This window comes from Mesorhizobium sp. M0802 (genome assembly GCF_040320115.1).
Taxonomy (GTDB): Bacteria; Pseudomonadota; Alphaproteobacteria; order Rhizobiales; family Rhizobiaceae; genus Mesorhizobium.
In genome coordinates this window covers 490,611-515,279 of sequence record NZ_JAMYOY010000001.1, presented here as the reverse complement: position 1 = coordinate 515,279, position 24,669 = coordinate 490,611, and the positions used below count along the sequence as shown (strand labels likewise).

21 protein-coding genes are annotated in these 24,669 nt (G+C 63.5%); 4 read left to right on the top strand and 17 right to left on the bottom strand.

Annotated elements, in window-relative coordinates:
• The 6 genes from NKI10_RS02500 to NKI10_RS02475 all read right to left on the bottom strand — a co-directional run bounded on the left by NKI10_RS02500 (window position 1) and on the right by NKI10_RS02475 (window position 6,064).
• A complete protein-coding gene (locus NKI10_RS02500; protein ID WP_023668128.1) occupies window positions 1-849 on the bottom strand; it encodes a carbohydrate ABC transporter permease in 849 nt (282 codons plus the stop codon).
• A complete protein-coding gene (locus NKI10_RS02495; RefSeq protein ID WP_023685296.1) occupies window positions 849-1,772 on the bottom strand; it encodes a carbohydrate ABC transporter permease in 924 nt (307 codons plus the stop codon). The genes NKI10_RS02500 and NKI10_RS02495 overlap by 1 nt, the downstream gene beginning before the upstream one ends.
• A gap of 231 nt (window positions 1,773-2,003) precedes the next feature.
• Window positions 2,004-3,281 (bottom strand): ABC transporter substrate-binding protein, encoded by a 1,278-nt coding sequence (locus tag NKI10_RS02490; protein ID WP_352858413.1) that lies wholly within the window; start codon window positions 3,279-3,281, stop codon window positions 2,004-2,006.
• A 26-nt stretch (window positions 3,282-3,307) separates the two neighbouring features.
• Entirely contained in the window at window positions 3,308-4,504 is a 1,197-nt protein-coding gene (locus NKI10_RS02485) for a PLP-dependent transferase (protein ID WP_352858410.1), read from the bottom strand.
• Window positions 4,501-5,235 carry a FadR/GntR family transcriptional regulator gene (locus tag NKI10_RS02480; RefSeq protein ID WP_352858408.1) on the bottom strand — a complete coding sequence of 245 codons (735 nt, stop codon included), beginning with the start codon at window positions 5,233-5,235 and terminating at the stop codon, window positions 4,501-4,503. Before NKI10_RS02480 ends, NKI10_RS02485 begins: the two co-directional genes overlap by 4 nt.
• A gap of 121 nt (window positions 5,236-5,356) precedes the next feature.
• Window positions 5,357-6,064 carry a DJ-1/PfpI family protein gene (locus NKI10_RS02475; RefSeq protein WP_023691357.1) on the bottom strand — a complete coding sequence of 236 codons (708 nt, stop codon included), beginning with the start codon at window positions 6,062-6,064 and terminating at the stop codon, window positions 5,357-5,359.
• Window positions 6,065-6,150: 86 nt separating this feature from the next.
• On the opposite strand from NKI10_RS02475, the gene NKI10_RS02470 reads away from it, so the two are divergent.
• On the top strand, window positions 6,151-7,098 hold the full coding sequence (locus tag NKI10_RS02470) for a GlxA family transcriptional regulator (RefSeq protein WP_352858405.1): 948 nt from the start codon (window positions 6,151-6,153) through the stop codon (window positions 7,096-7,098).
• 62 nt (window positions 7,099-7,160) lie between these two features.
• Here NKI10_RS02470 and NKI10_RS02465 read toward each other — a convergent pair whose 3' ends face one another.
• The 4 genes from NKI10_RS02465 to NKI10_RS02450 all read right to left on the bottom strand — a co-directional run bounded on the left by NKI10_RS02465 (window position 7,161) and on the right by NKI10_RS02450 (window position 11,499).
• Complete coding sequence (locus NKI10_RS02465; protein ID WP_023739508.1) at window positions 7,161-7,940, bottom strand: SDR family oxidoreductase; 780 nt, start codon at window positions 7,938-7,940, stop codon at window positions 7,161-7,163.
• Window positions 7,941-7,965: 25 nt separating this feature from the next.
• The gene (araH, locus tag NKI10_RS02460; RefSeq protein ID WP_023815856.1) at window positions 7,966-8,916 is read right to left on the bottom strand and encodes an L-arabinose ABC transporter permease AraH; all 951 of its coding nucleotides are present in this window, start codon (window positions 8,914-8,916) and stop codon (window positions 7,966-7,968) included.
• Between the two features lie 11 nt (window positions 8,917-8,927).
• On the bottom strand, window positions 8,928-10,439 hold the full coding sequence (araG, locus tag NKI10_RS02455) for an L-arabinose ABC transporter ATP-binding protein AraG (RefSeq protein ID WP_352858401.1): 1,512 nt from the start codon (window positions 10,437-10,439) through the stop codon (window positions 8,928-8,930).
• Window positions 10,440-10,509: 70 nt separating this feature from the next.
• Window positions 10,510-11,499, bottom strand: a complete 990-nt coding sequence (locus NKI10_RS02450; protein ID WP_023668118.1) for an arabinose ABC transporter substrate-binding protein — start codon at window positions 11,497-11,499, stop codon at window positions 10,510-10,512.
• Between the two features lie 194 nt (window positions 11,500-11,693).
• On the opposite strand from NKI10_RS02450, the gene NKI10_RS02445 reads away from it, so the two are divergent.
• Both NKI10_RS02445 and dgoD read left to right on the top strand, forming a co-directional pair.
• Window positions 11,694-12,434: a FadR/GntR family transcriptional regulator gene (locus tag NKI10_RS02445; RefSeq protein WP_023687899.1), complete on the top strand. Its 741-nt coding sequence runs from the start codon at window positions 11,694-11,696 to the stop codon at window positions 12,432-12,434.
• A 7-nt stretch (window positions 12,435-12,441) separates the two neighbouring features.
• Window positions 12,442-13,590, top strand: a complete 1,149-nt coding sequence (gene dgoD, locus NKI10_RS02440) for a galactonate dehydratase (RefSeq protein ID WP_023714596.1) — start codon at window positions 12,442-12,444, stop codon at window positions 13,588-13,590.
• Between the two features lie 361 nt (window positions 13,591-13,951).
• Here dgoD and NKI10_RS02435 read toward each other — a convergent pair whose 3' ends face one another.
• From NKI10_RS02435 to uxuA, 5 genes are all read right to left on the bottom strand, one after another.
• Window positions 13,952-15,604: an FAD-binding dehydrogenase gene (locus NKI10_RS02435; protein WP_352858398.1), complete on the bottom strand. Its 1,653-nt coding sequence runs from the start codon at window positions 15,602-15,604 to the stop codon at window positions 13,952-13,954.
• Window positions 15,605-15,653: 49 nt separating this feature from the next.
• A complete protein-coding gene (locus NKI10_RS02430; RefSeq protein WP_352858395.1) occupies window positions 15,654-17,366 on the bottom strand; it encodes an aldehyde dehydrogenase family protein in 1,713 nt (570 codons plus the stop codon).
• A gap of 79 nt (window positions 17,367-17,445) precedes the next feature.
• Complete coding sequence (locus NKI10_RS02425; protein ID WP_352858392.1) at window positions 17,446-18,618, bottom strand: alanine racemase; 1,173 nt, start codon at window positions 18,616-18,618, stop codon at window positions 17,446-17,448.
• On the bottom strand, window positions 18,615-19,904 hold the full coding sequence (locus NKI10_RS02420) for a D-arabinono-1,4-lactone oxidase (protein WP_352858389.1): 1,290 nt from the start codon (window positions 19,902-19,904) through the stop codon (window positions 18,615-18,617). Before NKI10_RS02420 ends, NKI10_RS02425 begins: the two co-directional genes overlap by 4 nt.
• Before the next feature lie 202 nt (window positions 19,905-20,106).
• Window positions 20,107-21,291: a mannonate dehydratase gene (uxuA, locus tag NKI10_RS02415; protein WP_023752126.1), complete on the bottom strand. Its 1,185-nt coding sequence runs from the start codon at window positions 21,289-21,291 to the stop codon at window positions 20,107-20,109.
• Window positions 21,292-21,374: 83 nt separating this feature from the next.
• Between uxuA and NKI10_RS02410 the strand changes: the two genes are divergently transcribed.
• Window positions 21,375-22,160, top strand: a complete 786-nt coding sequence (locus tag NKI10_RS02410) for an SDR family NAD(P)-dependent oxidoreductase (RefSeq protein ID WP_023752127.1) — start codon at window positions 21,375-21,377, stop codon at window positions 22,158-22,160.
• A gap of 49 nt (window positions 22,161-22,209) precedes the next feature.
• Here NKI10_RS02410 and NKI10_RS02405 read toward each other — a convergent pair whose 3' ends face one another.
• A complete protein-coding gene (locus NKI10_RS02405) occupies window positions 22,210-23,046 on the bottom strand; it encodes an amidohydrolase family protein (protein ID WP_352858386.1) in 837 nt (278 codons plus the stop codon).
• A 69-nt stretch (window positions 23,047-23,115) separates the two neighbouring features.
• Window positions 23,116-24,645 carry an MDR family MFS transporter gene (locus NKI10_RS02400; RefSeq protein ID WP_352858384.1) on the bottom strand — a complete coding sequence of 510 codons (1,530 nt, stop codon included), beginning with the start codon at window positions 24,643-24,645 and terminating at the stop codon, window positions 23,116-23,118.
• Window positions 24,646-24,669: the final 24 nt, after the last annotated feature.

The window sequence follows — 24,669 nt, the reverse complement described above, 5'->3', positions numbered from 1 at the left end:
TTATCCTTTGACCGCGCCGGCGGTGAGGCCGGTGACGAGATAGCGTTGCAGGAAGGCGAAGAAGATGCAGACCGGGATCAGCGCCAGGATCGACGCCGCCATCATCTGCCCCCAGTCCACGGCGAACTTGCCGATATAGGTGAGCAGGCCGACGGCAAAGGTCTTCTGGTCGTCGCTGGAGATCAGCATCAGCGCGAACAGCAATTCGCTCCAGGCGGCGGTGAAGACGAAGCCGAGCGTGGCGCCCATGCCGGGCAAGGTCAGCGGCACGATCACCTTGCGCATCGCCTGCGCCCGCGTGCAGCCGTCGATCATCGCCGCTTCCTCCAGATCCTTCGGAATGCCGTCGAAGAAGGACTGCATTAGAAAGGTGGCGAAGGCGGTGTTGAAGGCGGTGTAGATGATGATCAGACCAACCAGACTGTTGGTCAGGCCAAGCTCGCCCATGACGCGGTAGATCGGCGGAATGACCATCACCAGCGGGAAGGTTTGCGTCAGCAAAAGCATGATCGCCAGCGTTGCCTTGCCGCGAAAGGTGAAGCGCGACATGGCGTAGCCGGCGAGCGTGGCGATGACTGTCACCAGGGCCGCCGTCGACACCGAGACGATAACGCTGTTGAGGAAATAGCGGGGGAAGTCAGAGGCTTCCAGGACAGTGATGAAGTTGCGGAAGGTGGTCTGCGACGGCCACAGCGTGATGCCCTCGGAATAGAGCAGCCGCTCCGGCGTTACCGAAATCTTCAGCGTCCAGAAGATCGGAAACAGCGCAAAGATCATATAGGCGGCAATCGCCGCGTAGAGGCCGATGCCGCTGAAGATGCGCGAGGAGGTGGAGCGTCCGGCAATCATCAGACGTGCCTCACCAGCAAGCGGCGGATGGCGATCAGCGCGATCGCATAGGCGATGAGCAGTACCAGTAGCAGCACCGCCACCGCGGAGGCATAGCCCTTGTCCAGCGACTTGAAGGCGCTGACATAGATGTAGACCGGCACCGTGCTGGTCGAGCCGGCCGGCCCGCCCTCGGTCATGACGAAGATCAGATCGGCGAAGGTCGCGATCCAGATCGTACGCAGCATGACGGTGATGACGATGGTCGGCGCCAGGAACGGCAGCGTCACCTTGGTGAAGCGCTGCCAAGGCGAAGCGCCGTCGATTGCGGCCGCCTCATGCAGTTCCGACGGGATCGACTTCAGCGCCGCCAGCAGCGTGATGGCGAAGAACGGAATGCCGAACCAGATGTTGGCGATGATCGGCCCCCACATGGCGGTCGCCGGATCGGACAGCACATTGGTCGGCTCGGCCTTCAGCCCGAGCGTGAAGAGCCAATGCGGCAGTGGTCCGATGATCGGATTGAACAGCCACGCCCAGGTCAGGCCCGACAGGAAAGATGGCACCGCCCAGGGCAGGAACACCACCGCCTGCACGAACTTGCGCCCGACAAACGGTTTGTCGAGCAGCAACGCCAGACCCAGGCCGAGGAAGAACTGGAAGAACAGGCTGGCGACGGTCCACCACAGCGTGTTGACCAGCGCCTGCCCCAGCACCTGGTCGGTCAGCATCGCCTGATACTGGCCTAGACCGACATATTCGGATTTGAAGGCGGAGAACTTCCGGAACGAATAGCTGATGCCGATGATCAGCGGCACCAGCAGCACCACGACCAGCAGAACGATCGCCGGGCTGAGATAAAGCCAGGGCTCGATTGCTGCATGCGTCAGCCGCTTCTTTCGCGGCCGGCCGGCGGATCGTATTTCGGACACGGCATAAGTCATTAGCGCTCAACAATCATGGGTGGGTGCCGACAGCGGCAACAGCACCCTTCTCCCCGTTCACGGGGAGAAGATGCCGGCAGGCAGATGAGGGGCGGCGCCAGCCTTGGGGTGCTCGCGCTGCCCCTCATCCGGGCCTGTCTGTGCATGTCGTTGTCCCAAAACCGCTACGCACTTTTGGGCGACATGCATTCGGGCCACCTTCTCCCCGTAAACGGGGAGAAGGTGGAAGAACTACTTCTTGTTCTTGGCCAGCCAGTCCTGCTGTTCCTTGGTCAGGAACGCGGCCCATTGATCGGCAACGTCCTTGGCCGACTTCTGGCCGAGCAGCACTTCCTGGAAATTCTTGATCGCCACCTGGTCGACGAAATTGCCGAGGTTCTCCAGATGTGTCGGCGGCGTCACCATTTCATATTTGGAAGTGTCGCTGAGTTCGGTGAACCAGCCTTTGAACTGCTCGGTCTTGAAGTGGGCATCCTGGTCGGCGCCATTGTGGATCGGCACGACGCCGACTTCCTTGGCCCATTCGAGATTGTCCTTGGGCGACAACAGCGTCGCCATCAGCTTCCAGGCATCGTCCTTGTGCTGCGAATTGGCGAACATCGCCCAGCCGGCATAGCCCAGCGTCGGATAGGATTTGCCGCTTGGCCCCACAGGCAGCGGCGCCACGGCAAAATCGTCGGCACTCATCTTGTCGGCAATGCCGATCAGCGCATCCGGATCCTGGTTGAGCATGGCGCAGGTGCCGGAATAGAAGCCGGTGACGGTCTCGTTAAAGCCCCAGCTCACCGCATCCTTGGGCGCCAGCCCGTCCTTGTACATGTCGGCCAGCATCTGCAGGCCCTTGACCGAGCCCTCCTCGTTGATGGTCGAGGTGCCGTCCTCGTTGAAGTAGCCGCCCTTGCCAGCGGCGATGTTCATGAACATGTGCATGCCGTTGAAGGCGCCCGGCCCACCACGCAGGCAATAGCCGTACTTGCCTGGAATGGCGGAGATCTTCTTGGAGTCGGCGATGAAGTCGTCGAGTGTCGCCGGCGGGCCGTCGAGACCGGCCACCTTGAACAGCTTCTTGTTCCAGAACAGCGCATTCACATAGTAGCCGTACGGGATCATGAACTGGGTGTTGTTGACGGTCGAGCCGAACTGCTTGGCGCGGTCGCCGAGCGTTTTGGCATCATCCCATTTGGCCATGTAGGGACCGAGATCCTCGAGCTGGCCGTTGGTGGCGTAGAGGCCCATCCAGCGCTCCGGCATCTCGACGATGTCGGGCGTATCGCCGGCCTGCACCATGGTGAGGAATTTCTCGAACGCCTGGCCCCAGGGCAGCGAGACCACCTCGACCTTGACGCCGGCATTGGCGGCCTCGAACTCGGCGATCTGCTTCTTCAGGAATTCGGTGCGCTGCGGGCTGGTGATGACCTCGACCAGCTTGAGGGTGGTGTCGGCCAATGCGCCGCTGGCGGACATCGCCAGGCCGGCAGCGGTGGCAAGCATGATGCTCAGTCGTTTCATGTTCAGAACTCCCATTTTGAACCCAGTCATTTTTTTGCTTTGTCGAAGGCCTGGCCGATGTCGGCCCAGAGGTCTTCGACGCTTTCCAATCCGACATTGAAGCGGATGGTTCGGGGGCTGACGCCGAAGCGCGCCATCGAATTGAGACCCGGTGTCTGCTCGAGCGAGGCCTTTGCCGGCACGACGAGGCTTTCATGACCGCCCCAGCTGACGCCGATGCGGAAAAATTTCAGCGCATCGACGAAAGCGGGAATGTCGACATCCTCCGTCACCTCGAAGGAGAACAGCCCGGCATAGCCGGCAAGCGTCTTCTTGCCGGGATGGTTGGAATAGGCGGGATGATTGACCCGCTCGACCTTGTCATGCGCCTTCAAGCGCTCGGCGATGATGAGCCCGCTCTTCATGTGATGCGGCAGTCTCAGCGGCAGCGTGCGCAGGCCGCGCAACAGCAGCCAGCCCTCGAAGGGCGACAGCTTTGCGCCAAGCTGCGAGTAGGTCTGGTCGTTGATGTGCTTGATATGGGCGGCCGAGCCCGCCACCACACCGGCGACGGTATCGCTGTGGCCGCCGAGATATTTCGAGGCCGAGTGCAGCACCAGATCGACGCCGTGCAGGATCGGCTTCTGGAACACCGGCGTCGCCCAGGAATTGTCGATTGTGGTGACGATGCCCTGCTCTTTCGCCAGCCGCGTCAGATGTTTGAGATCCTGCAGCTCGAACATCATCGAGGTCGGGCTTTCCAGGTAGAGCAGTTTCGCACCGGGAAGTGCCGCGGCCACCGCATCCGGATCGGAGCCGTCGACATAGTCGACCTTGATATGCAGGCGCGGAAACAGCCGCTCGAACAGTCGGTAGGCGTCGCCATAGCAATTGCGCACCGCAAGGATGCGTTCGCCGGCGCCGACGAAAGCCAGCAACGTCGCGCTGATCGCAGCCATGCCGCTCGAAAAACCACGTGCGGCTTCAGCACCTTCGAGCGCTGCGACGCGCGACTCGAATTCCATCACCGTCGGATTGTCGCCGCGCGAATAGATCGGCTGCTTCCTGCGCCCGGCAAAGGTGTCGGCCATGTCGGCATAGCTGGCGAAGGTGAACAGCGAGGTCTGGTAGATCGGCGGCACCACTGCATTGCCGGGGAACGGGTCGTCATGCGCCAGAAGCGTCGCCGCCTCGGCGAGATAGTCGCTGCCGGAAATGCCTGGGTCGAAGCTGTGCTCGTTCATGTGCGGACCGAAAGTTTGAGGTTGGCGGCGCCGCGCTTCAAATCGTCCTCGACCGTGGCGATCAGCTTCAGCGCTTCGGCCCGGGCGCCTTCCGGATCGTGCGCCGCGATGCAGTCGAACATGGTGCGGTGGTAGGGAAAGCTTGCGTGGCCGAAATCGCGCACGCCGAGCGGATGTTCCCAGAAGCGGTGGAACAGTTCGTGCATGGCGGCGATAATCTGCTCGAACAGCGGATTGCCGCAGGCGCGGTAGATCGCCTGATGGAATTCCCAGTCCTCTTCCGACGACATGCCGGCGCGGCTGAGAAACTCTTCCTCCATGATGTCGAGCTTGCGCTCGATCTCGGCGAGGTCGTCCTTGTCGGCACGAATGGCGCAAAGGGCGGCGGCTTCCGCTTCCAGCGCGCGGCGGATTTCCAGCGTGCGCATCAGGCCGGTGAAATCATTGCCGCCGGCAAGCGTCAGCGGCATGTGCAGCATGTCGAGCGAGACGGCGGCCTTGAGATAGGTGCCCGAGCCCTGCCGGCGCTCGACCAGGCCAAGCCCTTCCCAGCGCGTCAGCGCCTCGCGCACCGTATTGCGGCTGACCTTCAGACGCTCAGCGAGGATGCGTTCGGTCGGCAGCCTCTCACCGGGTTCCAGCTTCTCGCGCATGACGAAGCCGGCCAACGCCTTCAGCACCGCGTCGTCGCGGGCCGTCGTCTGGATCGGCGGAAGGCTGAATTGGGTCACCGGGGCTATTACCGAAGTGGTTCAATGGTCCAACCAATTTCTGCACAGACGAAGGGACCTGTCAACAGTGGAAACGCAGCAAGGCCGAAGGGCCAGGGGATGCACCTTCGGCCTTGCTGCTTCAGCCGTGGATGCGCGCCGGCGCAGCGGCGGCGCGAGCCTCGCGCCAGCGAGCGAAGATTGCCTCGCGAACCCGCCTCGAACCAGAGAGGCGCTTTTTTGCCTGCGCCAGCACCGCAGGCGACGCCTCGGCGGGCGTGCCGGACCGAAAGGGAGGAGCCGGGGCGTATTCGAGCGAGAGCTGCACGATCTCGGCCTCCTCCTGTCCAAGCAGCCTCGCAACCAGCGCCAGGCCGAAGTCGATCCCCGAAGTGACGCCGCCGGCGGTGATGAGCTTGCCGTCTTCGACGATACGCTCGTCGACCGGGATCGCTCCGAACTCCTCAAGGAAATCATGCGCATACCAGTGCGTGGTCGCGCGCTTGCCCCTCAGCAGTCCGGCCGCCCCAAGCACCAGGGCACCGCTGCAAACGGAGGTGATGTAGCGCACCTGCCCCGCGCGCTCCCACACGAAATCGAGGACTGTCTGGTCCTCCAGCAGCGCGTTGACCCCGCCCCCGCCAGGAATGCACAGCACGTCGAGGGGCCGGCAATCGTCAAAGGTCGCGGTTGGCGTCAGCGAGAGGCGCGTCGATGACGTCACCGGGTTGCGATCCTTCCAGATCAGTTCCACCTCGGCATCCTTGGCCGATGCCAGGACTTCGTATGGGCCGGTGAGGTCGAGTTGTTGGACGTCGGGGAATACGAGGATGCCGAAACGAAGGGGCATGGAAATCTCCGTGGGTTGACTTCCGGCAATCTACGGCATCATGGTTTGGCACGATTGCCATTCATCCCTCGCTTCGGGCCAAACCAATGCGCCGTATCGAAGTACTTGCCTATCCCGACATCCAGCTCCTCGACGTCAGCGGACCGCTGCAGGTCTTTGCCAGCGCCAATGATTTCAAAAGGCAGGCCGGCGAACCGGCTCCTTACGAGGTCGTGGTCGTCGCCGCCTCACCGCGCATCCGGACATCGGCCGGTCTCGTGCTGGAGGCAGCAGTGCTGCCAACCCACGGAGGTAAGATCGACACGCTGCTTGTCCCCGGAGGATGGGGCGTCAACGCGGCCTGCGACGATCCCGTGCTGGTCCAGTGGATCGCCGGTCGCTCGCGCGATGCCACCCGAACCGCTTCCGTCTGCAGCGGCGCCATGCTGCTGGCGACGGCTGGCCTGCTCGACGGCCGCCGCGCGGTGACCCATTGGGGACGCTGCGCGGAGTTCGCCCGGCGCTTTCCCGCGGTCCGGCTCGAACCCGATCCGATCTTCATCCGCGACGGCAATGTCTGGACATCCGCCGGCGTAACGGCGGGGATCGATCTCGCCCTCTCCCTCGTCGAGGCCGACCTTGGCCGGCACACGGCGCTCGGCGTGGCGCGCGAGTTGGTGGTCTTCCTGAAACGTCCCGGTGGCCAGGCGCAATTCAGCCAGACCCTCAATCTGCAGCAAGGCGACGGGCGCTTCGACCGGCTGCATGGCTGGATCCTCGAAAATCTGGCCGGTGACCTGTCGCTCACGCAGTTGGCCGACCACGCCAATATGAGCCCGCGCAGCTTCTCGCGGCGCTATCGCGAGGCCACCGGCCGGACACCTGCCCGCGCGATCGAGGAGATCCGGATCGAGGCGGCGCGGCGGATGCTGGAGCGTGGCCAGCCCGTCAACCAGACGGCCCGCCGCTGCGGTTTCGGCTCGGAAGAAACCATGCGGCGCGGCTTTCTGCGCGTGCTGGGCACCAATCCGCGCGCCTATCGCGAGCGTTTCTGATCGCGACTGCTTGCTCCATTAGGCCGGCGGTCGATGCCGTAGAAATAGAGCCTCTCTAGCATTCAGGCGGGATGCTGTAGCTGGCTGAGCCCGCCATCGACGACGAGGGTCGCGGCGTTCATGAACGGGCACTCCTCGGAAATCATGAACACAGCGGCCAGCGCGATCTCGCGCGCCGAGGCGATGCGGCCGCCGGGATGCAGCGCCAGCGTCTTGGCGCGCGCCGCAACCGGATCGGCAAAACTGTTCCAATAGTCGGTCGCCTTCTGCGTCTCGACATAACCGGGCGCCAGCGCGTTCACGCGCACGCCCTGCCCGGCATATTCCAGCGCCAGCGACTTGGTCAGCCCAAGCAGCGCGTGCTTGGCCACGGGATAGGGGAAGGTATGAGGGATGATGGTGAAGCTGTGCGTCGAGGCGATGTTGAGGATCGCGCCACCGCCATTTGCGATCATTGCCGGCAGCACCGCCTTGGCGCAGTTCCAGGCGCCTTTGACGTTGACATCGAAATTGCGATTCCACTCCTCCTCGGTCGCCTCGAGCGGCGTCGAGAACACATTCATCCCGGCATTGTTGATCAGCGCGTTGATCGGCCCGATCGCGTCGGTCGCCCGGCTGACGGCAGCGGCAATCGCGGCCCCGTCGCTGATGTCGGCTGCGGTATGTCCGACATGGCCCTGCGGTGCGGCAAGGCCGGCGACCGTTTTGTCCAGCAGCGCGCCGTCGCGATCGACCAGGAACAGTTTTGCCCCTTCGGCCAGGCAGGCCTCGGCGATGGCAAGCCCGATGCCTTGCGCGGCGCCGGTGAGGAAGATGCGTTTGCCGGACAGGCGCTCAGCCATGGCTGTCACTCCACTGGAAGACGGATCAGCGCCGGCCCAGTGCCGACGAACGCAGATTGTCGAGCAAAACGGCAAGCAGCAGGATCACGCCGCGCACAATGTATTGGTAGAACGCCGGGATGTTGAGCAGGTTCATGGCGTTTTCGGCGATGCCCATGATCAGCACGCCGACGATGACGCCCGACATGGTGGCGCGGCCGCCGGCAAGCGAGACGCCGCCGAGCACGCAGGCCGAGATGACCGAGAGTTCAAGCCCGACCGCCGCATTGGGCTGGCCCGACGTGATGCGCGAGGCCAAAAGGATGCCGGCGATGCCGCAAACCACGCCTTGCAGCGCAAAGATCCAGATGCGCGTCCAGTCGACATTGACGCCGGCCAGGCGCGAAGCCTCCGGGTTACCGCCGATGGCCAGCGTGTTCTTGCCGAACACGGTACGATTGAGGACAAAACCGAAGATGCAGAACAGCACGGCCAGGACCCAGACCGGCGTCGGAATGCCGAACAGCTTCGACAGCGCCAGTTGGTAGAAATCCGGGCTGTTGATGCCGACGGCGCGGCCATCGGATGCGATCAGCGCAAGGCCGCGCACGATCTGCATGGTAGCAAGCGTCGTGATCAGCGCGTTGATGCGGAACTTGGCGATGACGACGCCGTTGATGAAGCCGACGAAGGCGCCGCAGGCGATTGCCGCAAGAAGCCCGAGGATGATCGATCCGGTATAGTTCGACGCCATCACCGCGACCATGCCGGCGAAAGCAACGATCGAACCGACCGAGAGGTCGAAGTCGCGCGCGGCGAGGCAGAACATCATCGTGCAGGCGACGATGCCGACGGTGACCACCGATTGCAGCAGGCCGAGCATGTTGCGGTCGGTCAGAAAATTCGGCACCAGCAGCGACACCAGCGCGAAGGCGACGATGAAGATCACGACGAGGCCCTGTTCGCCGAGCAGGATCTTCTTCAACTGATCGGTCATGGCAAAGATCCTCAGGATGCGATCGCGTCGGGGGTTTTCTGATCGGGAAGAGCGGCGGCCAGGACCGCTTTTTCGGCGAACTGGTCGCGCGCGAGTTCGGCGCTGATGCGCCCGCCGCACATCACCAGGATGCGGTCGCAAATGCCCATCACTTCCGGCAGTTCGGACGAGACGACGACGATCGCCATGCCGTCTTCGGCAAGCTGGTAGAGCAGTTCGTAGATTTCCGCTTTGGCGCCGACATCGATACCGCGTGTCGGCTCGTCGACGATAAGCACGCGCACGCCCTGCTCCGACAGCCAGCGGCCGAGAATGACCTTCTGCTGGTTGCCGCCGGAGAGGTTGATGATGTCCTGCTTGCGCGACGGCGTGCGCACCTTGAGCTTCTTAATGAAGGTCTCGGCGGTGGCGATCTCGCTGGCGCGGTTCAGGATTCCGAAGCGTGTGTGATGACGCCGCGACGAGATGTTGATGTTCTCCTCGATCGAGCGGCCCTGGATGATGCCGTCATGCTTGCGGTCTTCCGAGCACAAAACGATCCCGGCGCGGATCGCGTCATGCGGATCGGTGGCATGCACGACCTTGCCATCAACGGTAATGGTGCCACCTGAGCGCGGGTCGGCGCCGAACACCAGCCGCATCAGTTCCGAGCGCCCCGCGCCGATCAGGCCGAAGAAGCCGACGATCTCGCCCGCCCTCGCCTCGAAGCTGGCGGGCGTCGTCAGTTTTACTCCGCAAACAGCGTCGACCTTCAGCCGGACATCGCCGGCCGGGCGTGGGCGAAACCCCCAGATATCGGAGATTTCGCGGCCGACCATTTCGGCGACGACCTGGTCGCGTGTGACGTTTTTCAGCGACGCATGGTGCGCCGCGAGCATGCCGTCGCGCAGCACGGTCAGGCTGTCGCAGAGGCGGAACACTTCGTCCAGCCGGTGCGAGACATAGATGATGACCTTGCCCTCGCCGCGCAGGCGGTCGATCAGGGCAAACAGGATTTCGCTTTCGCGCGACGACAATGACGAGGTCGGCTCGTCCAGAGCGATGACGCGCGCGTCGAGCATGATCGCCTTGGCGATCTCGACCATCTGGCGCTCGCCGATCGACAGCGTCTTGACCTTGCGGCTGATATCGATGTCGATGCCGGCTGATTTCAGCTTGGCGCCAACATCGTCCAGCATCCTGGCACGGGCGATGATGCCGGCGTTGGCGGGGAAGCGGCCGAGGCTGAGGTTTTCGGCAACAGTGAGCTCGGGAACCAGCTGCAGTTCCTGGTGGATGACGATGACGCCATTGTCGAAGGCATCTCGCGTCGTTGCATAGGCTTGCATCTTGCCGTCGATGAGGATCTCGCCGTCATCGGCATGCTGGTCGCCGGACAGGATCTTGATCAGCGTGGATTTGCCGGCGCCGTTCTCGCCCATCAGGCCGTGCACGGCGCCCTTGTCGACGCCGAACGAGACGTCCGACAGCGCCTTGACGCCCGGATAGGTCTTGGTGATTTCCGAGAAGTCGAGAAAGGACATGGGGCGCCTATCCTTTTGCCATGCCAAACAGGCGGCGACTGTGAGCCGCCGCCTGTTTGTACAGGGAGGATTATTCGATGCCGAGACCCTTGCGGACCGTCTGGTAGTCGTCGCGCTTGGCCAGCGCACCGGCGGTCAGGATGAGCTTCTCGGGTTCCTTGTTGTTGGCGACCCAGTCATACATGTTGAGCGCAGTCTCGTAGCCGTGACGCTTCGGCGAGATGATCACCGTGCCGACGAAGCCGGTGGCGGTCGGCTTCTTGAACTCGTTGATCGCCGAATCCGCGCCGCCAATGCCGACGCCGATCACGTTTTCGGCCGGGATGCCGACGCTTTCGGAAGCGCGCACGGCGCCGAGAACGGCTTCGTCGTTGAGGCCGAAGGAGACCCACTTCTTGATGTCGGCATGGGCGTTGAGTACCACCGTCGCCGCATTGAGCGCAGCCTCGGTATCGGTCTTGGCCTGCGGCGCGTCAAAGATGTTTTCGGCCTTGAAGCCGTTGGCCTTCAGCACCGAAATGGCGCCTTCGACCCGGTCGACGGCGGTCGGCAACTGATCATAGGAGACGCGGATGGCGCCGACCTCGTCGGCCTTCCAGCCGCGCGCCTTCATTTCGTCGACGATCGCCTGGCCGACGGCCTCGCCGATCTTGGTCGCCGAAATGCCCATATGCGGCACGTCTTCCAGCGCCTTCCCGTCTGCGCCGACCAGACGGTCATCAACCGTCATCAGCTTGAGATTGTTGGCGGCGGCCTTGGCGACGATGCCGGGGCCGAGCTTAACATCAGGCGTGCAGACGATGAAGCCTTGCGCGCCCTGCGCGCCGAGATTGTCGATCGCCGACATCAGCTTCTCACCGTCCTCGGCGCCGATCTTGACCAGGGTAAAACCCTTCTCCTTGGCGGCCTGGTCGGCGAACTTCCATTCGTCCTGGAACCACGGCTCCTCGGGCTGTTTGACGATAAAACCTATCTTGGTGTCCTGAGCATATGCAGCGATGGTCGTGACGGACAGCACGGCAAGGGCGCCCGCGACGAGCGCGGTCTTCAGAAGTCGCATGATTACCTCCCAGCGATGGCCGGGCGCTCAGCCCGGATGCAGAGTCTCTAATTCTTTTTATCATACTCGTCAATTGATCTGGTATGATAATTGAGCTACATGCTCTGACCAGGGATCGCTGGCGCAAATCATCCGCATCCGGTAAGGCCGGAGACGCGAGATCAGTGGTTTCGCCGCCTTGGAGGAGGGCTGAGGTGACCGACACTTCGAAGAAGGCATCAGGCGACACCCGCCGCCCGCGCGTCATGCCCGATGTGACCAAGGCGCTTGCCTCAGACATCTTTTCCGGACGCTATCCCGCCGGCTCGTCTCTGCCGACCGAAAACGAACTCGGCGTCGAATATGGCGTCAGCCGCACCGTCATCCGCGAGGCGCTGAAGGTGCTGGCCGCCAAGGGGCTGGTGCTGTCGCGGCCGCGCATCGGCACGGTTGTATGTGAACAGGACAACTGGAACATCATCGACCCGCAGGTGCTGGCCTGGCATGCGCCGCATGCGCTGGACGACAAATTGTTCGACGCCATCCTCGAAACGCGCCGCGCCATCGAACCTCTGGTAGCTGAACTGGCGGCGACTCGTGCGACGCTGCAGGAGATCGCCGATCTCGAAGCCGCCTGGCGCGGCATGGCCAATGCCGGCGAGGATCTCGCCGCCTTCTCGCGCTCGGACATCACCTTCCACCAGATCGTCTATGCCGCGAGCCACAACCCGATCTTCCGCCAGATCGGCAATCTGATCGACACCGGGCTGAAATTCTCGCTTGAAGCAACGGCGACCATTTCGCTCGCCCGGCGCATGGAAGCAGTGGCGGCGCACCGTGAGGTGGTGGAGGCACTGCGCATGCGCGATGCCGCGGCGGCGCGTGCGGCGGCAGGCCGGATCCTCGACCTTGCGGCGCGCGACCTGGTCAGCGCCAAGAAACTCAAGAACAACTGAGACCAGCATGAAAATCATCTCGCTCACCACCTACATCGTCCCGCCGCGCTGGCTGTTCCTGAAGATCGAGACCGATGCCGGCGTCACCGGCTGGGGCGAGCCTGTCGTCGAAGGCCGTGCGCTGACGGTCGAGGCAGCGGTCAAGGAACTTGGCGATTATCTGATCGGCAAGGACCCGCGCCTCATTGAGGACCATTGGACGGTGATGCATCGCGGCGGCTTCTACCGCGGCGGGCCGATCCTGATGAGCGCCATTGCCGGCATCGACCAGGCGCTGTGGGACATCAAGGGCAAGGCGCTCGGCGTGCCTGTGCACGAACTGCTCGGCGGCAAGCTGCGCGACAGCATCAAGGTCTATTCCTGGATCGGCGGCGACCGACCGGCGGAAGTGGCTGATGGCGCCAGGGAAGTGGTGGCGCGCGGTTTTCAGGCGCTGAAGATGAATGGCACCGAGGAACTGCAGATCGTCGACAGCCATGACAGAATAGATGCGGCTGTCGAACGAGTCGCCATGGTGCGCGAGGCCGTTGGGTCCAACATTGGCATCGCCGTCGATTTCCACGGTCGCGTCCACCGGCCGATGGCGCGCATGCTGGTCAAGGAGTTGGAACCCTACCGGCTGATGTTCATCGAGGAGCCGGTGCTGAGCGAAAATCGCGAGGCGCTGAAGGAGATCGCCGCCCTCGGCTCGACGCCGATCGCACTCGGCGAGAGGCTCTACAGCCGCTGGGATTTCAAGTCGGTGTTCGAGCAAGGCGCCGTCGATATCATCCAGCCGGACCTGTCGCATGCCGGCGGCATCACCGAATGCCGCAAGATCGCGGCGATGGCCGAGGCCTATGACATTGCGGTGGCGCCACACTGCCCGCTCGGGCCGATCGCGCTTGCCGCCTGCCTGCAGCTCGATGCCGTCAGCTACAACTGCTTCATCCAGGAACAGAGCCTCGGCATCCACTACAACGCCGCAAACGATTTGCTCGATTATGCCGCCAACAAGGACGTCTTTCGCTACGAGGATGGCTATGTCGCAATCCCCGATGGTCCCGGCCTCGGCGTCGAGATCGACGAGGACTACGTCAAGGAAAGGGCCAAGGAAGGCCACCGTTGGCGCAACCCGGTCTGGCGTCACAAGGACGGCTCCTTCGCCGAGTGGTAGCCCGGCCGACCTTGCGGCCAGGCCTTCAGGACCTCGAGCTCAATTTCGCGGTGGCGCCAGCGTAACGCAGGCCTCTGATGTGCCGCAGCGCCGAGCACCAGCGCATGGGAACCGTCGGCGCCGGCAAGCCGCAACTGGCTGACCGCCTGGGTTGCGGCAAGCAGCGGCGTCAAAATTCTCGACGCATGGCAAGAGAAGGATCGGCAAGTAAATGCAACCGGAACATATTTTAACTAGCAGTGGTTGCTTGCAAACATCACGCCGTTTTGATGCCTTTGACATCCGATCGAAAGCAGTCGCTATCCATGGGACATGGCGGATGTCCTGTTCTTATCGACCTTTTCTTGGCCCGCCAGCCGCGTCACCTGCCCGCGGCGTGCCGGCCTGCGTTCCTGCCGGAGAAGATGCAGCTGCCGAGAAATGTCCCTTCCAGCGCATTGTAGCCGTGATAGCCGCCGCCACCGCCGCCGGCCACCTCGCCTGCCGCATAGAGCCCGGCAATGGGTTCGCCATTGCCGTCGAGAACCTGCGAATTGAGATTGGTGTGCAGGCCGCCAAGCGTTTTGCGCGTCAGGATGTTGAGGCGCACCGCGATCAGCGGCCCGTGCCTGGGATCGAGTGTCTTGTGCGGCTTGGTCACCCGGAAGATCTTGTCGCCGATGTAGTTGCGGGCGCCGCGGATGGCTGTGACCTGCGCATCCTTGGTATAGGCATGGTCGACCTCGCGATCGCGCGCCACGATCTGGGCCTTGAGCCCGTCGTAGTCGAGCAGATTGTCGCCTGACAGCGCGTTCATGCCGGCGACCAGGTCGGCCAGGTTGTCGCGGACGACGAAGTCCTCGCCCTTTTCCAGGAACGCTGCCACCGATGGTGGCGCCTTGCCGCCGCGCCGGTTCTTCAGCACGGCCCGCCAATCCTTGGCCGTAAAGTCTAGGTTTTGCTCCGAACCCGACAGCACGAACTCCTTCGAAGCGATCGTCTTGCTCAGCACGAACCAGGAATAATCGTGTCCCGTCGACAGGATACGCTTCAAGGTGCCGAGCGAATCGAAGCTCGGGAAGAACGGCGCCTCCATGCGTTGTCCCAGAGCATCGAACCATAGCGGCGACGGCGCCGACAGGATGCGGATGCCGTGGTTCGGCCAGATCGGATTCCAGTTCTTGATCCCCTCGACATAGTGCCACATGCGGTCGGCGTTGATGACGCCCCCGCCGGCGTCCTGGGTGATCGCCACCATGCGGCCGTCCACATGGTGCGGCACGCCGGCAACCATACGCTTCGGCGCTGGCCCCAGCCGCCCGACCGGCCAGACCTTGCGAACCAACTCATGATTGCCGCCGATGCCGCCGGAGGTGACGATCACGACACCGGCCGAAAGGTCGAAATCGCCGACGGCCGTGCGGCTCGACTGCTTGCCGCGCTCGACATCGGATGCCTCCAGGATTTCGCCCGCGACGCCGGTGACCGCGCCGTTGGTCTTGATCAGCCGGCTGACCTGATGACGGAATTTCAAAGTGATCAGCCCTTTGGCGACGTGCTCGCGCACGCGCCTTTCGAACGGCGCGACCACGCCCGGCCCAGTGCCCCATGTCAGGTGGAAGCGCGGCACTGAATTGCCGTGGCCATTGGCCAGCGCGCCGCCGCGCTCGGCCCAGCCGACCACCGGCCACCAGCGCATGCCCATGGCGTAGAGCCACGGCCGCATCTCGCCGGCGGCGAAATCGACATAGGCTTCCGCCACTTTCCTTGGCCAATGGTCCTCGGGCCGGTCGAACTGGGCAGAACCCAGCCAATCCTGCCAGGCGAGGTCGCGGCTGTCCTTGATGCGCAGGCGGCGCTGCTCGGGCGTGTTGACCAAAAACAGGCCGCCGAGCGACCAGAATGCCTGGCCGCCGAGAAAACCGCCACCCTCTTGCTCGACGATGATCACGCGCTTGCCGGCATCGCCGAGTTCCGCGGCTGCGGCCAGGCCGGCCAGCCCGCCGCCAACGATGATTGCGTCCGCGTCAGCCATTGTCGTAGCTCCTGTGCCGGCTTTTGTTTTCGAGATCGGATGCTCGTTGCTAGCCGCGCAGCGCGTTCCAGATGATGCGCGGCAGCTTCAGGAGGCTCGGCTGGTAGTTGAACTCGGTGATCAGGCGGCCGACCATGTGTGCCCTTTTGTGGGTCAGGAACCAGGCCGGCTTCGGCATGATGCGGAACGGCGCTTCGAGCACGCTGCGCTCCGGTCTGTCGAACAAATAGGTGTTGTGGACGACGCCGATGCCGCTCTGCACATCGTCGAGCGTGTGGCCAGGGAAAGCACCCCAGGTCGGGCGCAGCAGCGCGAACAGAACGCCGCTCCAGGAATTGATGCCGATGCCGCCATAGCGCAGTTCGGCAATGATTTCCTCGAAGCGCTGCCGGCCGATCTCGGCGATCGTCCTGGGATGGATGAGGATGTTGGCGGCAAGCGTGCCGTGCAGCTTTTCATTGGCGTAGGCGACAGCGGCGCGCAGATAGGATTCCGCATTGCCCGCCGGCAGCCGCATGACGCTGAGCGCCGGCGCGAACACCTCGGCATTTTCGAGATAGGTATCCGTGCCCGGCCGGAACGGCACCACCACGCAGGCCGGCCCGCCGGGCCGCTCGAATTTCTGTACGCTGTCGGCATGCGCCTCGAAGGCGGCGAGGCGCTCGGTCGCGCCGGGATAATAGGCCGGGCGCGACGGGGCTTTCTGCATCACCTTTTCGAGGGCCGCCAGAAGCGCATCGGATTTGCCCCAGCCTTCGGGCAACACGAGCATTTGGCAGGCGATGCAGTTGAAACCGGAATTGTTGAGCTTTTGGGTAGCGATCAGTTCGGCGTGGTAGGCGATATCGGCATCCGACCACGGACCGGGCACCACGATGGTGGGTGCCACGCCGCCAAGCTCCGAGGTGATACGCCGGCTGTTGCGCGGCGTGCCCGCCGCCTTGTTCTTGCGGCCCTCCTCGCCAGGCCCCCAGACGATCGCATCATGCGAGGCGGCGGCACCGGTGATGTGGATGTCGTCGACGAGATCGTGGTTGCACAGATACGCGCCGACATCGGCGCCACCGCGCACGATGCGCAGCGCTCCGAATTCGATCAGCGGCCGCAGCGCCGGCCGCAGGAAATCGATCAGATAGTCGTTGACCGGGTTCATCTTGAGCAGAACCACCTGGTGCTCGACCAAAAGCTTGTGCAGGCAGTCGAGCGGCGCGATCGAGGCGACATTGCCGGCGCCGAGCACGAGGCCGATCTTGCCCTTGCGGCTGGTGCGCGGCGCGTCATAGGCCGATGCGGTGTTTGCGGCGAGGTTCGCCTTGGTCACGCCGGGCTGCATCCAGATCTCGGCCTTCAGCCCGGTGAACAACACCTTGTCCCAGAGCGAATTCGGAACCACCGTCACAGCCACCTGTCCGTTGGGCAAGGTGCGAACCGGCAGACTGTCAAGGAACTTCTTGCCCTCCATAAGGCTCAGCGTGTGGATGAACTGGTTGCAGCCATCCATCAGCGCCGCCGGGCCAGCCAGCCATTCCTCACCTTCCAGCGGCGAGCCGGTCGGGATGCCCTTCTTGCGCGTCGCGGTTTTGACCCACGCCCCGGCGACCTCGCGGATGTGATCCTTGACCTGCCGCAGCAAGGCGATCCGCTCGCCATTCGAGGTCTGCGCCCAGTCGTCCTTCCTGGCGTCGAGATCGGTGAGCGCGAGGTCGAGTTCGGCTGCCCATTTAGGCTGCACGGGCTGAGTTTTGACTGCCTTGGCGACCATCCTATCCTCCTCCACTTCGGTCTCTTGGTTTGACGCAATTCCTGTGGGAAAACCGCTTCACACTTTTCCTGGAATTGCTCTACGAAAACGGCAGTGCGGCCCATTGCTCGACGAATTTCCCGCCGGAATAGACCTGGATCGAACCGAACTGCTGTAGCACGAATTCGCTCTGCGTCGGACGCAGGAAGGCGTAGTCGTCAGGCCCGACATTGACGTTGTCGGGCAGCGCCATGAATTGCTGATTGGTCGAAAAGCCGAACGTCTTGTCGGTCTTCATCCTCACGGGATGGACGGGCTTCGCCATCCATTTTCCGCCATAGAGAAAACAGCCGCGCCGCGGCAACAGCCCGAGCTTCTGCACCAGCCAGGAGCGCTGGTCGAGGCCCGGCACCTGGACATCGACCACCTTCAGGATCGGCGTCGCGATGAAGGCGGCAGGCCGCAATTGGCTGAGGCTCGGCACATCGAAATCGGTCGGCAGCATAAAAGCCGATCCGATGGACAATTCATTGGCGCCGACCCAGCTGTCATAGAGCAATGCGGTGCTGCTGCCGCCAAGATTGAGGATCTTGCGCTGGTCGGCGGCAAGGCAAGCGACATACTGGCGAAACAGGCTGATCGCCTTGACGCGCGCCTTGGCCGGTCCTCCCAGCAGTTTGGGGATATGGCCGATATGCGCCTCGTAGGCCATGACGCCTTCGCATTTCAGCCGCGGGTAATTCGCCAACGCGGAAACTGCCCGGGCCAGTGAGTCGGGGTCGCTGATACCGCCGCGATGAAGGCCGACATCGACCTCGAAGCAGACGCGCAGCTCGCGGTCGAGCTCGGCGGCAAGCGAGCCATAGGCGGCCAGCCGCTCCTCGGTATCGATCAGCCAGACGATGCGCGACGTAGCTTCGCCGAGCCCGGCGAGAACGCCCTTCGTCAGCGCGTGCCTGGCGCCGGCAACCGGCATCGGCTTGCCCAACAGGAGATCGACTTGGGGAAACACTTTCAGCATCTCGGCGCTGATCGGCAGATGAAAGGTCATCAGCCTGTCGGTCGCAAACGCCGCGCGGATATGGTCGATCAGCGGCAGGCATGGCAGCGACTTGTCGACGAGGCGCAGATCGAGGCCCGTGGCGAACTTCGCCTTGATCGCAGCGATGTTGTGATCGAGCCGGTCGAGATCGAGCACCAGGCAAGGCTGAAAGATCCCGGCTGCCCTGAGCGCGCCCGACATTTCCGCGAAATAGGTGTCGGTCAGGCTCATGCCGCGACGCCGAGCAGCCTGGCAATATAGGGCGACACGAAGCGGTTGTCCGGGTCCATCTCGCGGCGGACCGCCATCGCATCGTTCCAGCGCGGATAGAGCGCGCTCAATTCCCTTGATGTCAGGCTGTGCATCTTGCCCCAATGCGGGCGGCCGCCGCGCTTCCTGAAGATCGGCTCGGCGGCGTTGAAGAACGCCATCGGATCGCGCTCGACGCCGTGATGGATGGCGATGGAACAGGTTGGGCGCTTGTAGAAGGGGCTGAGCCAGACATTGTCGGGCGCGACGACGCGCACCTCCATCGGAAAATAGACCTCTGGAAACCGCGTCTCGAGCAGCGCAATGATTTCGCTGAGTGCGGGCGCCCCTTCCTCGAACGGCAGGTGGTATTCCATCTCGTTGAACTTGACGTTGCGCTCGGAGGTGAAGACCTTCAGCCACTCCTCGACATAATCCTCGGCCGGCACCTTGGCGAAGGCCGAGCCGATGAGACGGCGGCGCAGCCAAGGGAGCCAGCTGAGATAGTCGCGCAGTTTTCTCAGCGTCGTCACCGCATCGTCGTCTTCCGTCGGCGGACGCACCGTCGCCGGCGCCTCGGTGATGTCGCTGGCAATCAGCAGCGCCTGGCCGGAAAACGGCACATAGTAGAACTCGGCCGAACGATGCGCCGTCATGGTGCTTTCGAATTGCGCAAGCACATCGGCAATCGGCGCCGTCCAGCGGCGGTGCCGCATCCGGTAACTCGCCACGTTGCGGATCGTCACTTCGGTGACGGCGCCGAAAGCGCCGAGCGAAGCGCCCATGGCTTCGATCATGTCGGGGCTCTTGGCACGGTCGAACTCTTTCACGGCGCCACGCCCGTCGACGATCTGCATCGCCTCGAGCTGGGTATGGTAAGCGCCGAGCGTGATGCCCGAGCCGTGGGTGGCGGTGCCCAGCGCCCCGCCGAACGCCTGCTTGTCGATGTCGCCCATGTTCGGCAGCGCCTGGCCGACGCCGTGCAACAGCTTTGCCAGCGCGCCGATCTTGGTGCCGGCGCCGACCCGCGCCGTCAGTTTTTCGGGATCGTGCGACCTCAGGCCCTCGAAGCGGTCGAGCGACAGGATGGTGCCGTCATTCTTGACCAGCGGCGTAAAGGAATGGCCCGTGCCGACAAATCGAACTGGTCCCGGCGAGTTGCGAATGGCACCACTCAGCTCATCGAGACTCTGCGGTTCGGCAAAAGCGTGCGGCGTGGCCGTGACATAGCCCGACCAATTGCTCCACTGGCTGATAGCCTCTCCCACGATGCCTCCCTGGGGCGCCGGCTTTGCCGGTCTTTCTCCTAGCGCTAGATAATATGATACATAGTCAGCTTTTCCGGATATGATACATTGTCAGCTTTCTGTCAACCTGGCAATCGGAGGTGTCTTGCGTCCGCGCCGGCCGCATTATCTACAGCGACGCACGCTGAGCCGGCGTCGGCATTGGACGCAGTTCGTTGCCCCTTCAAGCCAGCCCAAACGTTTCCACGGCCCGCATGATGCCGCGCAATTCGGCCAAGCCCTTCAGGCGGCCGATCAGCGAGTAGCCGGGATTGATCCTTGTCTTGCCGATATCGTCGGCGAGCAGGTGGCCATGGTCCGGCCGCATCGGGATTTGCCAGTCGGCGCGGCCCTCCTTGCGGCGGCGCGCCTCCTCCTGCATCAGCGCCAGGATGACATGCGCCATGTCGGTGCCGCCTTCGAGATGCTCGGCCTCGTAGAACGAGCCGTCATCCTCGATGGTGATGTTGCGCAGATGGGCGAAGTGGATGCGGTCGGCGAATTCCTTGACCATGGCGACGATGTCGTTGTCGGCGCGCGTGCCGTAGGACCCGGTGCAGAACGTCAGCCCATTGGCCTGGCTGTCGACGGCATTGAGAATGAAACGCGCATCCTCGGCGGTCGAAACGACGCGCGGCAGGCCGTAGAGCGAGAACGGCGGATCGTCGGGGTGAATGCACATGCGCACCCCCTCCTCTTCGGCCACCGGAATGATCTCCCGCAGGAACCAGGCGAGGTTGTCGCGCAACTCCTTCGGCCCGATCCCATCGTAGTCCGCCAGCGCCTCGCGAAAACTATCGCGGTCATATTTGCGCTCTGTCGCCGGCAGGCCGGCGATCAGGTTGCGCTCGATCTGGTCCATCCTCTCAGGCGACAATTCCTTCAGCCGCGCTTCCGCCTGCGCAATACGCGCCGGCGTGTAGCTGACAGCTCCGTTCTTGCGCTTCAGCACGAACAGATCGTAGGCGGCGAAATCAACGGCATCAAAACGCAGGGCGTAGCCTGTCGTCGGCAGACGGTAGGCTAGATCGGTGCGGGTCCAGTCCACCACCGGCATGAAATTGTAGCAGATCGTGGCGATGCCGGCCTTGGCCAGCGCGCGGATCGAATCGCGGTAATAGCCGGCATAGCGCTCGCGTTCCTGCGCGCCGATCTTGAAGGAATTGTGGACCGGAATGCTCTCGACGACCGACCAGGTCAGTCCTGCTTCCTGGATAATGCGCTTGCGCTCCAGCACTTCGGCCTCAGGCCACGCCCGGCCGTCATAGATATGGTGGAGCGCCGAGACCACGCCGGTGGCGCCCGCCTGCTTGACATGATCGAGCGTCACCGGATCATCGGGCCCATACCAGCGCCAGCATTGTTCCATTTTCGGCTTTCCTTCTGCGAGAGGTTGGCAACTTATTGTTGGACCCCGATGGGAGTCGATAGAAAATGGAGGAGTTTTTAGAAATGACGGATTTCGACGGCAAGGTCGCCCTGGTGACCGGGACGACCGGAATCGGCCTGGCAACCGCCACACGCCTTGCGGCCGGTGGCGCCGCAATCATCGCCTGCGGCATCGACCGCGCCGCCAACGCGTCATTGAAAGCGCAACTGGAAAGCACTGGAGCAGCAGCGCTGGTCATCGACACCGACGTCGCCGTTTCCGATCAGGTGCGCGACGCGGTCGCGGCTGGCGTCGCGAAGTTCGGCGGCCTGGATGTCATCGTCAATTCAGCCGCCGTCCATCCCTATGGCACGGCGACGACCACCGACTGGGAAACCTGGAACCGAACGATGACGGTCAATGTCGGCTCGATCTACCTGACCGCGCATTTCGGCATTCCGGAAATGATCAAGCGCGGAGGCGGCGCCATCGTCAACGTCGCCTCGGTGCAGGGCTTTGCCTGCCAGCAGAACGTCGCCGCCTATGCCACGACCAAGGGCGCCATCCACACGCTGACGCGCTCGCTGGCGCTCGACTACGCGGCATCAGGCATCCGCGTCAATTCGGTCAGCCCGGGCTCGATCCGCACGCCGATCCTGGAGAAGGCTGCGCGCGGTGACGGCGGCAGCGATGCCGATGTCGAAGAGGCCTACAAGCGCTTCGGCGCGGCGCATCCGCTCGGCCGTATCGGCGAACCGGAGGAAGTGGCGGAACTCATCGCCTTCCTGTGCTCGTCGAAGGCCGGTTTCTGCACCGGCGCGGACTACAGGATCGATGGCGGCCTGACGGCAGGTATTGGCGTGAAGTAGCGCTATGATGGCGTTCTGCGCGCTTGCAGGCAATCGGTGTCCGACCGCGCTACAGCTTCCACATCCGCTTGGCATTGCCCGACAGCAATTTCGTCCTCTCCTCAGGGCTGGCTCCCGCGATCAGCGCATGCGTCGCTGTCACCCAGGTCGCAAGGCCACCGCCAAGCGTGCACACCGGCCAGTCGCTGCCCCACACGACGCGGTCCCAGCCGAAGCAGCCGATCGTGTGCTCGACATAGGGGCGCAAGGTCTCGACGGTCCATGAGCCGGCATCGGCATAGGCGACGACACCGGAGATCTTGCCGATGACATTGGGACGCCGCGCGATCTCGGTCATATGCTCGCGCCACGGATGTTCCGCACTGGCCTTGATGTCGGGCACGCCGCAATGGTCGAGCACGAACTGCACATCCGGCGCCAGATCGGCGAGCGCAACCGCCCTTGGAATCTGATGCGGCAGGACGACGAGGTCGAAGGTCAGGCCGGTGCCGGCAAGCCGCTTGATGTTTTCGCGAAACAGCGCGCTGTCCGAAAGCTCGTCCGGCATGACATGCAGCACGCGGCGGAACCCCTTGACGAAGGGATCGGCCTGCTGGCGCCCGAGATAGGCGGCGAAGCCGGCCTCCTCCGGGCGGCAGGAGGCGATCGCCCCGCGCAACAGACTGCCCTTCTCCAGCGACTGCGCCTTCACATGGCTGGTCTCGGCCTGGATGTCGGCTTCATCGACGTCGACCTCCATATGCAGCGCGGCCTCGATACCGGCGCGGCGGGCCTGGATCGCATATTCTGCGTGCGGGAAATCGCGGTTGAGCGCCGGCTCGCGGCTGAGCCAGGGATAGCGCAGCGCCGACAGGTCGATCAGGTGCAGATGAGTGTCGATGATCATGGCTGTCCTCCTCGGTGATTTCAGATCATCGCCAAATGCCTAAACCCAGCGCATGACACAAGCTTTGGCTCAGGCCCGCTTCGGGATCTCTTTGTCCTCGAGCAGCAGCGTCAGCCCCATGGCGACGAAATAGAGCGCCGCCACCCAGATGAACATCACGTTGAAGCCACTGGAGTAATGGTCGAGCACCACTTCGCGGATCGCGCCCGGCAGGCTCGATGCGAGGTGCGGCGTCAACCCGTTCAGGCCACCCGGCAGCAGGGCGGCGGCGTCTGCAGGAAGCTCGGCTGTCTGCCGGTTCAGCGCCCAGATCATCACCGCGCCGTTCAGCGCCAGACCCAGCGATGCTCCGAGCGTCCGCGCCTGGGTGATCAGCGACGTCACCGCGCCGATATCCTGCAGCGGTGCCGCCGCCTGGATCGCCACGATCAGCACCTGGAACTGCAGGCCCATGCTGATGCCGAACACAGCCATCATCGTTGCCAGCACCCAGATCGGCGTGTGCTGGTTGGTGAGGACAAAGCCCAGCATCAGAAACCCGCCAATACCCATGGCGACCACCGGCATCCATTTGTAGCGTCCGGTTGCGGCAATTACCCGCCCGGCGACGATCGAGATGACCATCGATGTCAGCGACGCCGGCAGGAACAGGAAGCCGACTTCGGCCGGGCTGAGACCCGTCAGCGTCTGCATGTAGAGGGCGAAATAGAAGAACATGCCCAGCGTCACCGTTCCGGCGACCAGCGACACGCCCGAGACGATGCTGACCGTCGAATTGCCGAACAGCCGCAACGGCACGATCGGCTCTTCGGCCCGGCGCTCCACCATGATGAACAAGGTGATGGCGACCAGCGCGAGGAGTGGCAATACGAAGGTGAGCAGGTCCGGCCCGCTGGGGTCGAGCACGTGATAGCCCCAATAAACGACCGCCGTTGTGCCGATGGCGAGCAGCGCGCCGCCGAGATAGTCGATGCGGTGCCGTTTTTCGTTGAACCGGCTGCGCATGGCGAAGGCCAGCACCGCCAGCACGATGATGCCTATCGGCAGATTGACCAGGAACACCCAGCGCCAGCCGAACAGGCTGGTGATGTAGCCGCCGGCCAACGGGCCGAGCACTGATGACAGCGCGAACACCGCCGAACTGTAGCCCTGATATTTCGCGCGGTCGCGCGGCGAAAGCAGTTCGCCGATCATGGCGAAGGCCGAGACCATCAGGCCGCCGCCGCCGATGCCTTGCAGCACGCGCGCGGCGATGAGGCTCTCCATCGACCATGCCATGCCGCAGACCAGCGAGCCCAGCAGGAACAGGCCGATCGCCGTCAGCACGACATTCTTGCGGCCATACATGTCGCCGAGCTTGCCGTAGAATGGCGAGACCGCGGCGGTCGAGAGCAGGTAGGCGGCACCGACCCAGCCGAACAAATGCAGATTGCCGAGTTCGCCGGCAATGGTGGGCAAGGCGGTGACGACGATCTGCATGTCGATGGTTGCCATGAACATGGCGATCAGCGCGCCGAAATAGACGATCAAGGTCGTAAGGTCGGGCCTGACTTGGGCCTCAACGGGCCGCGCGTCCGGCAGCGTCTGCTCGACAGTCATCGGTGTCTCCGTAACTTGGGGCGC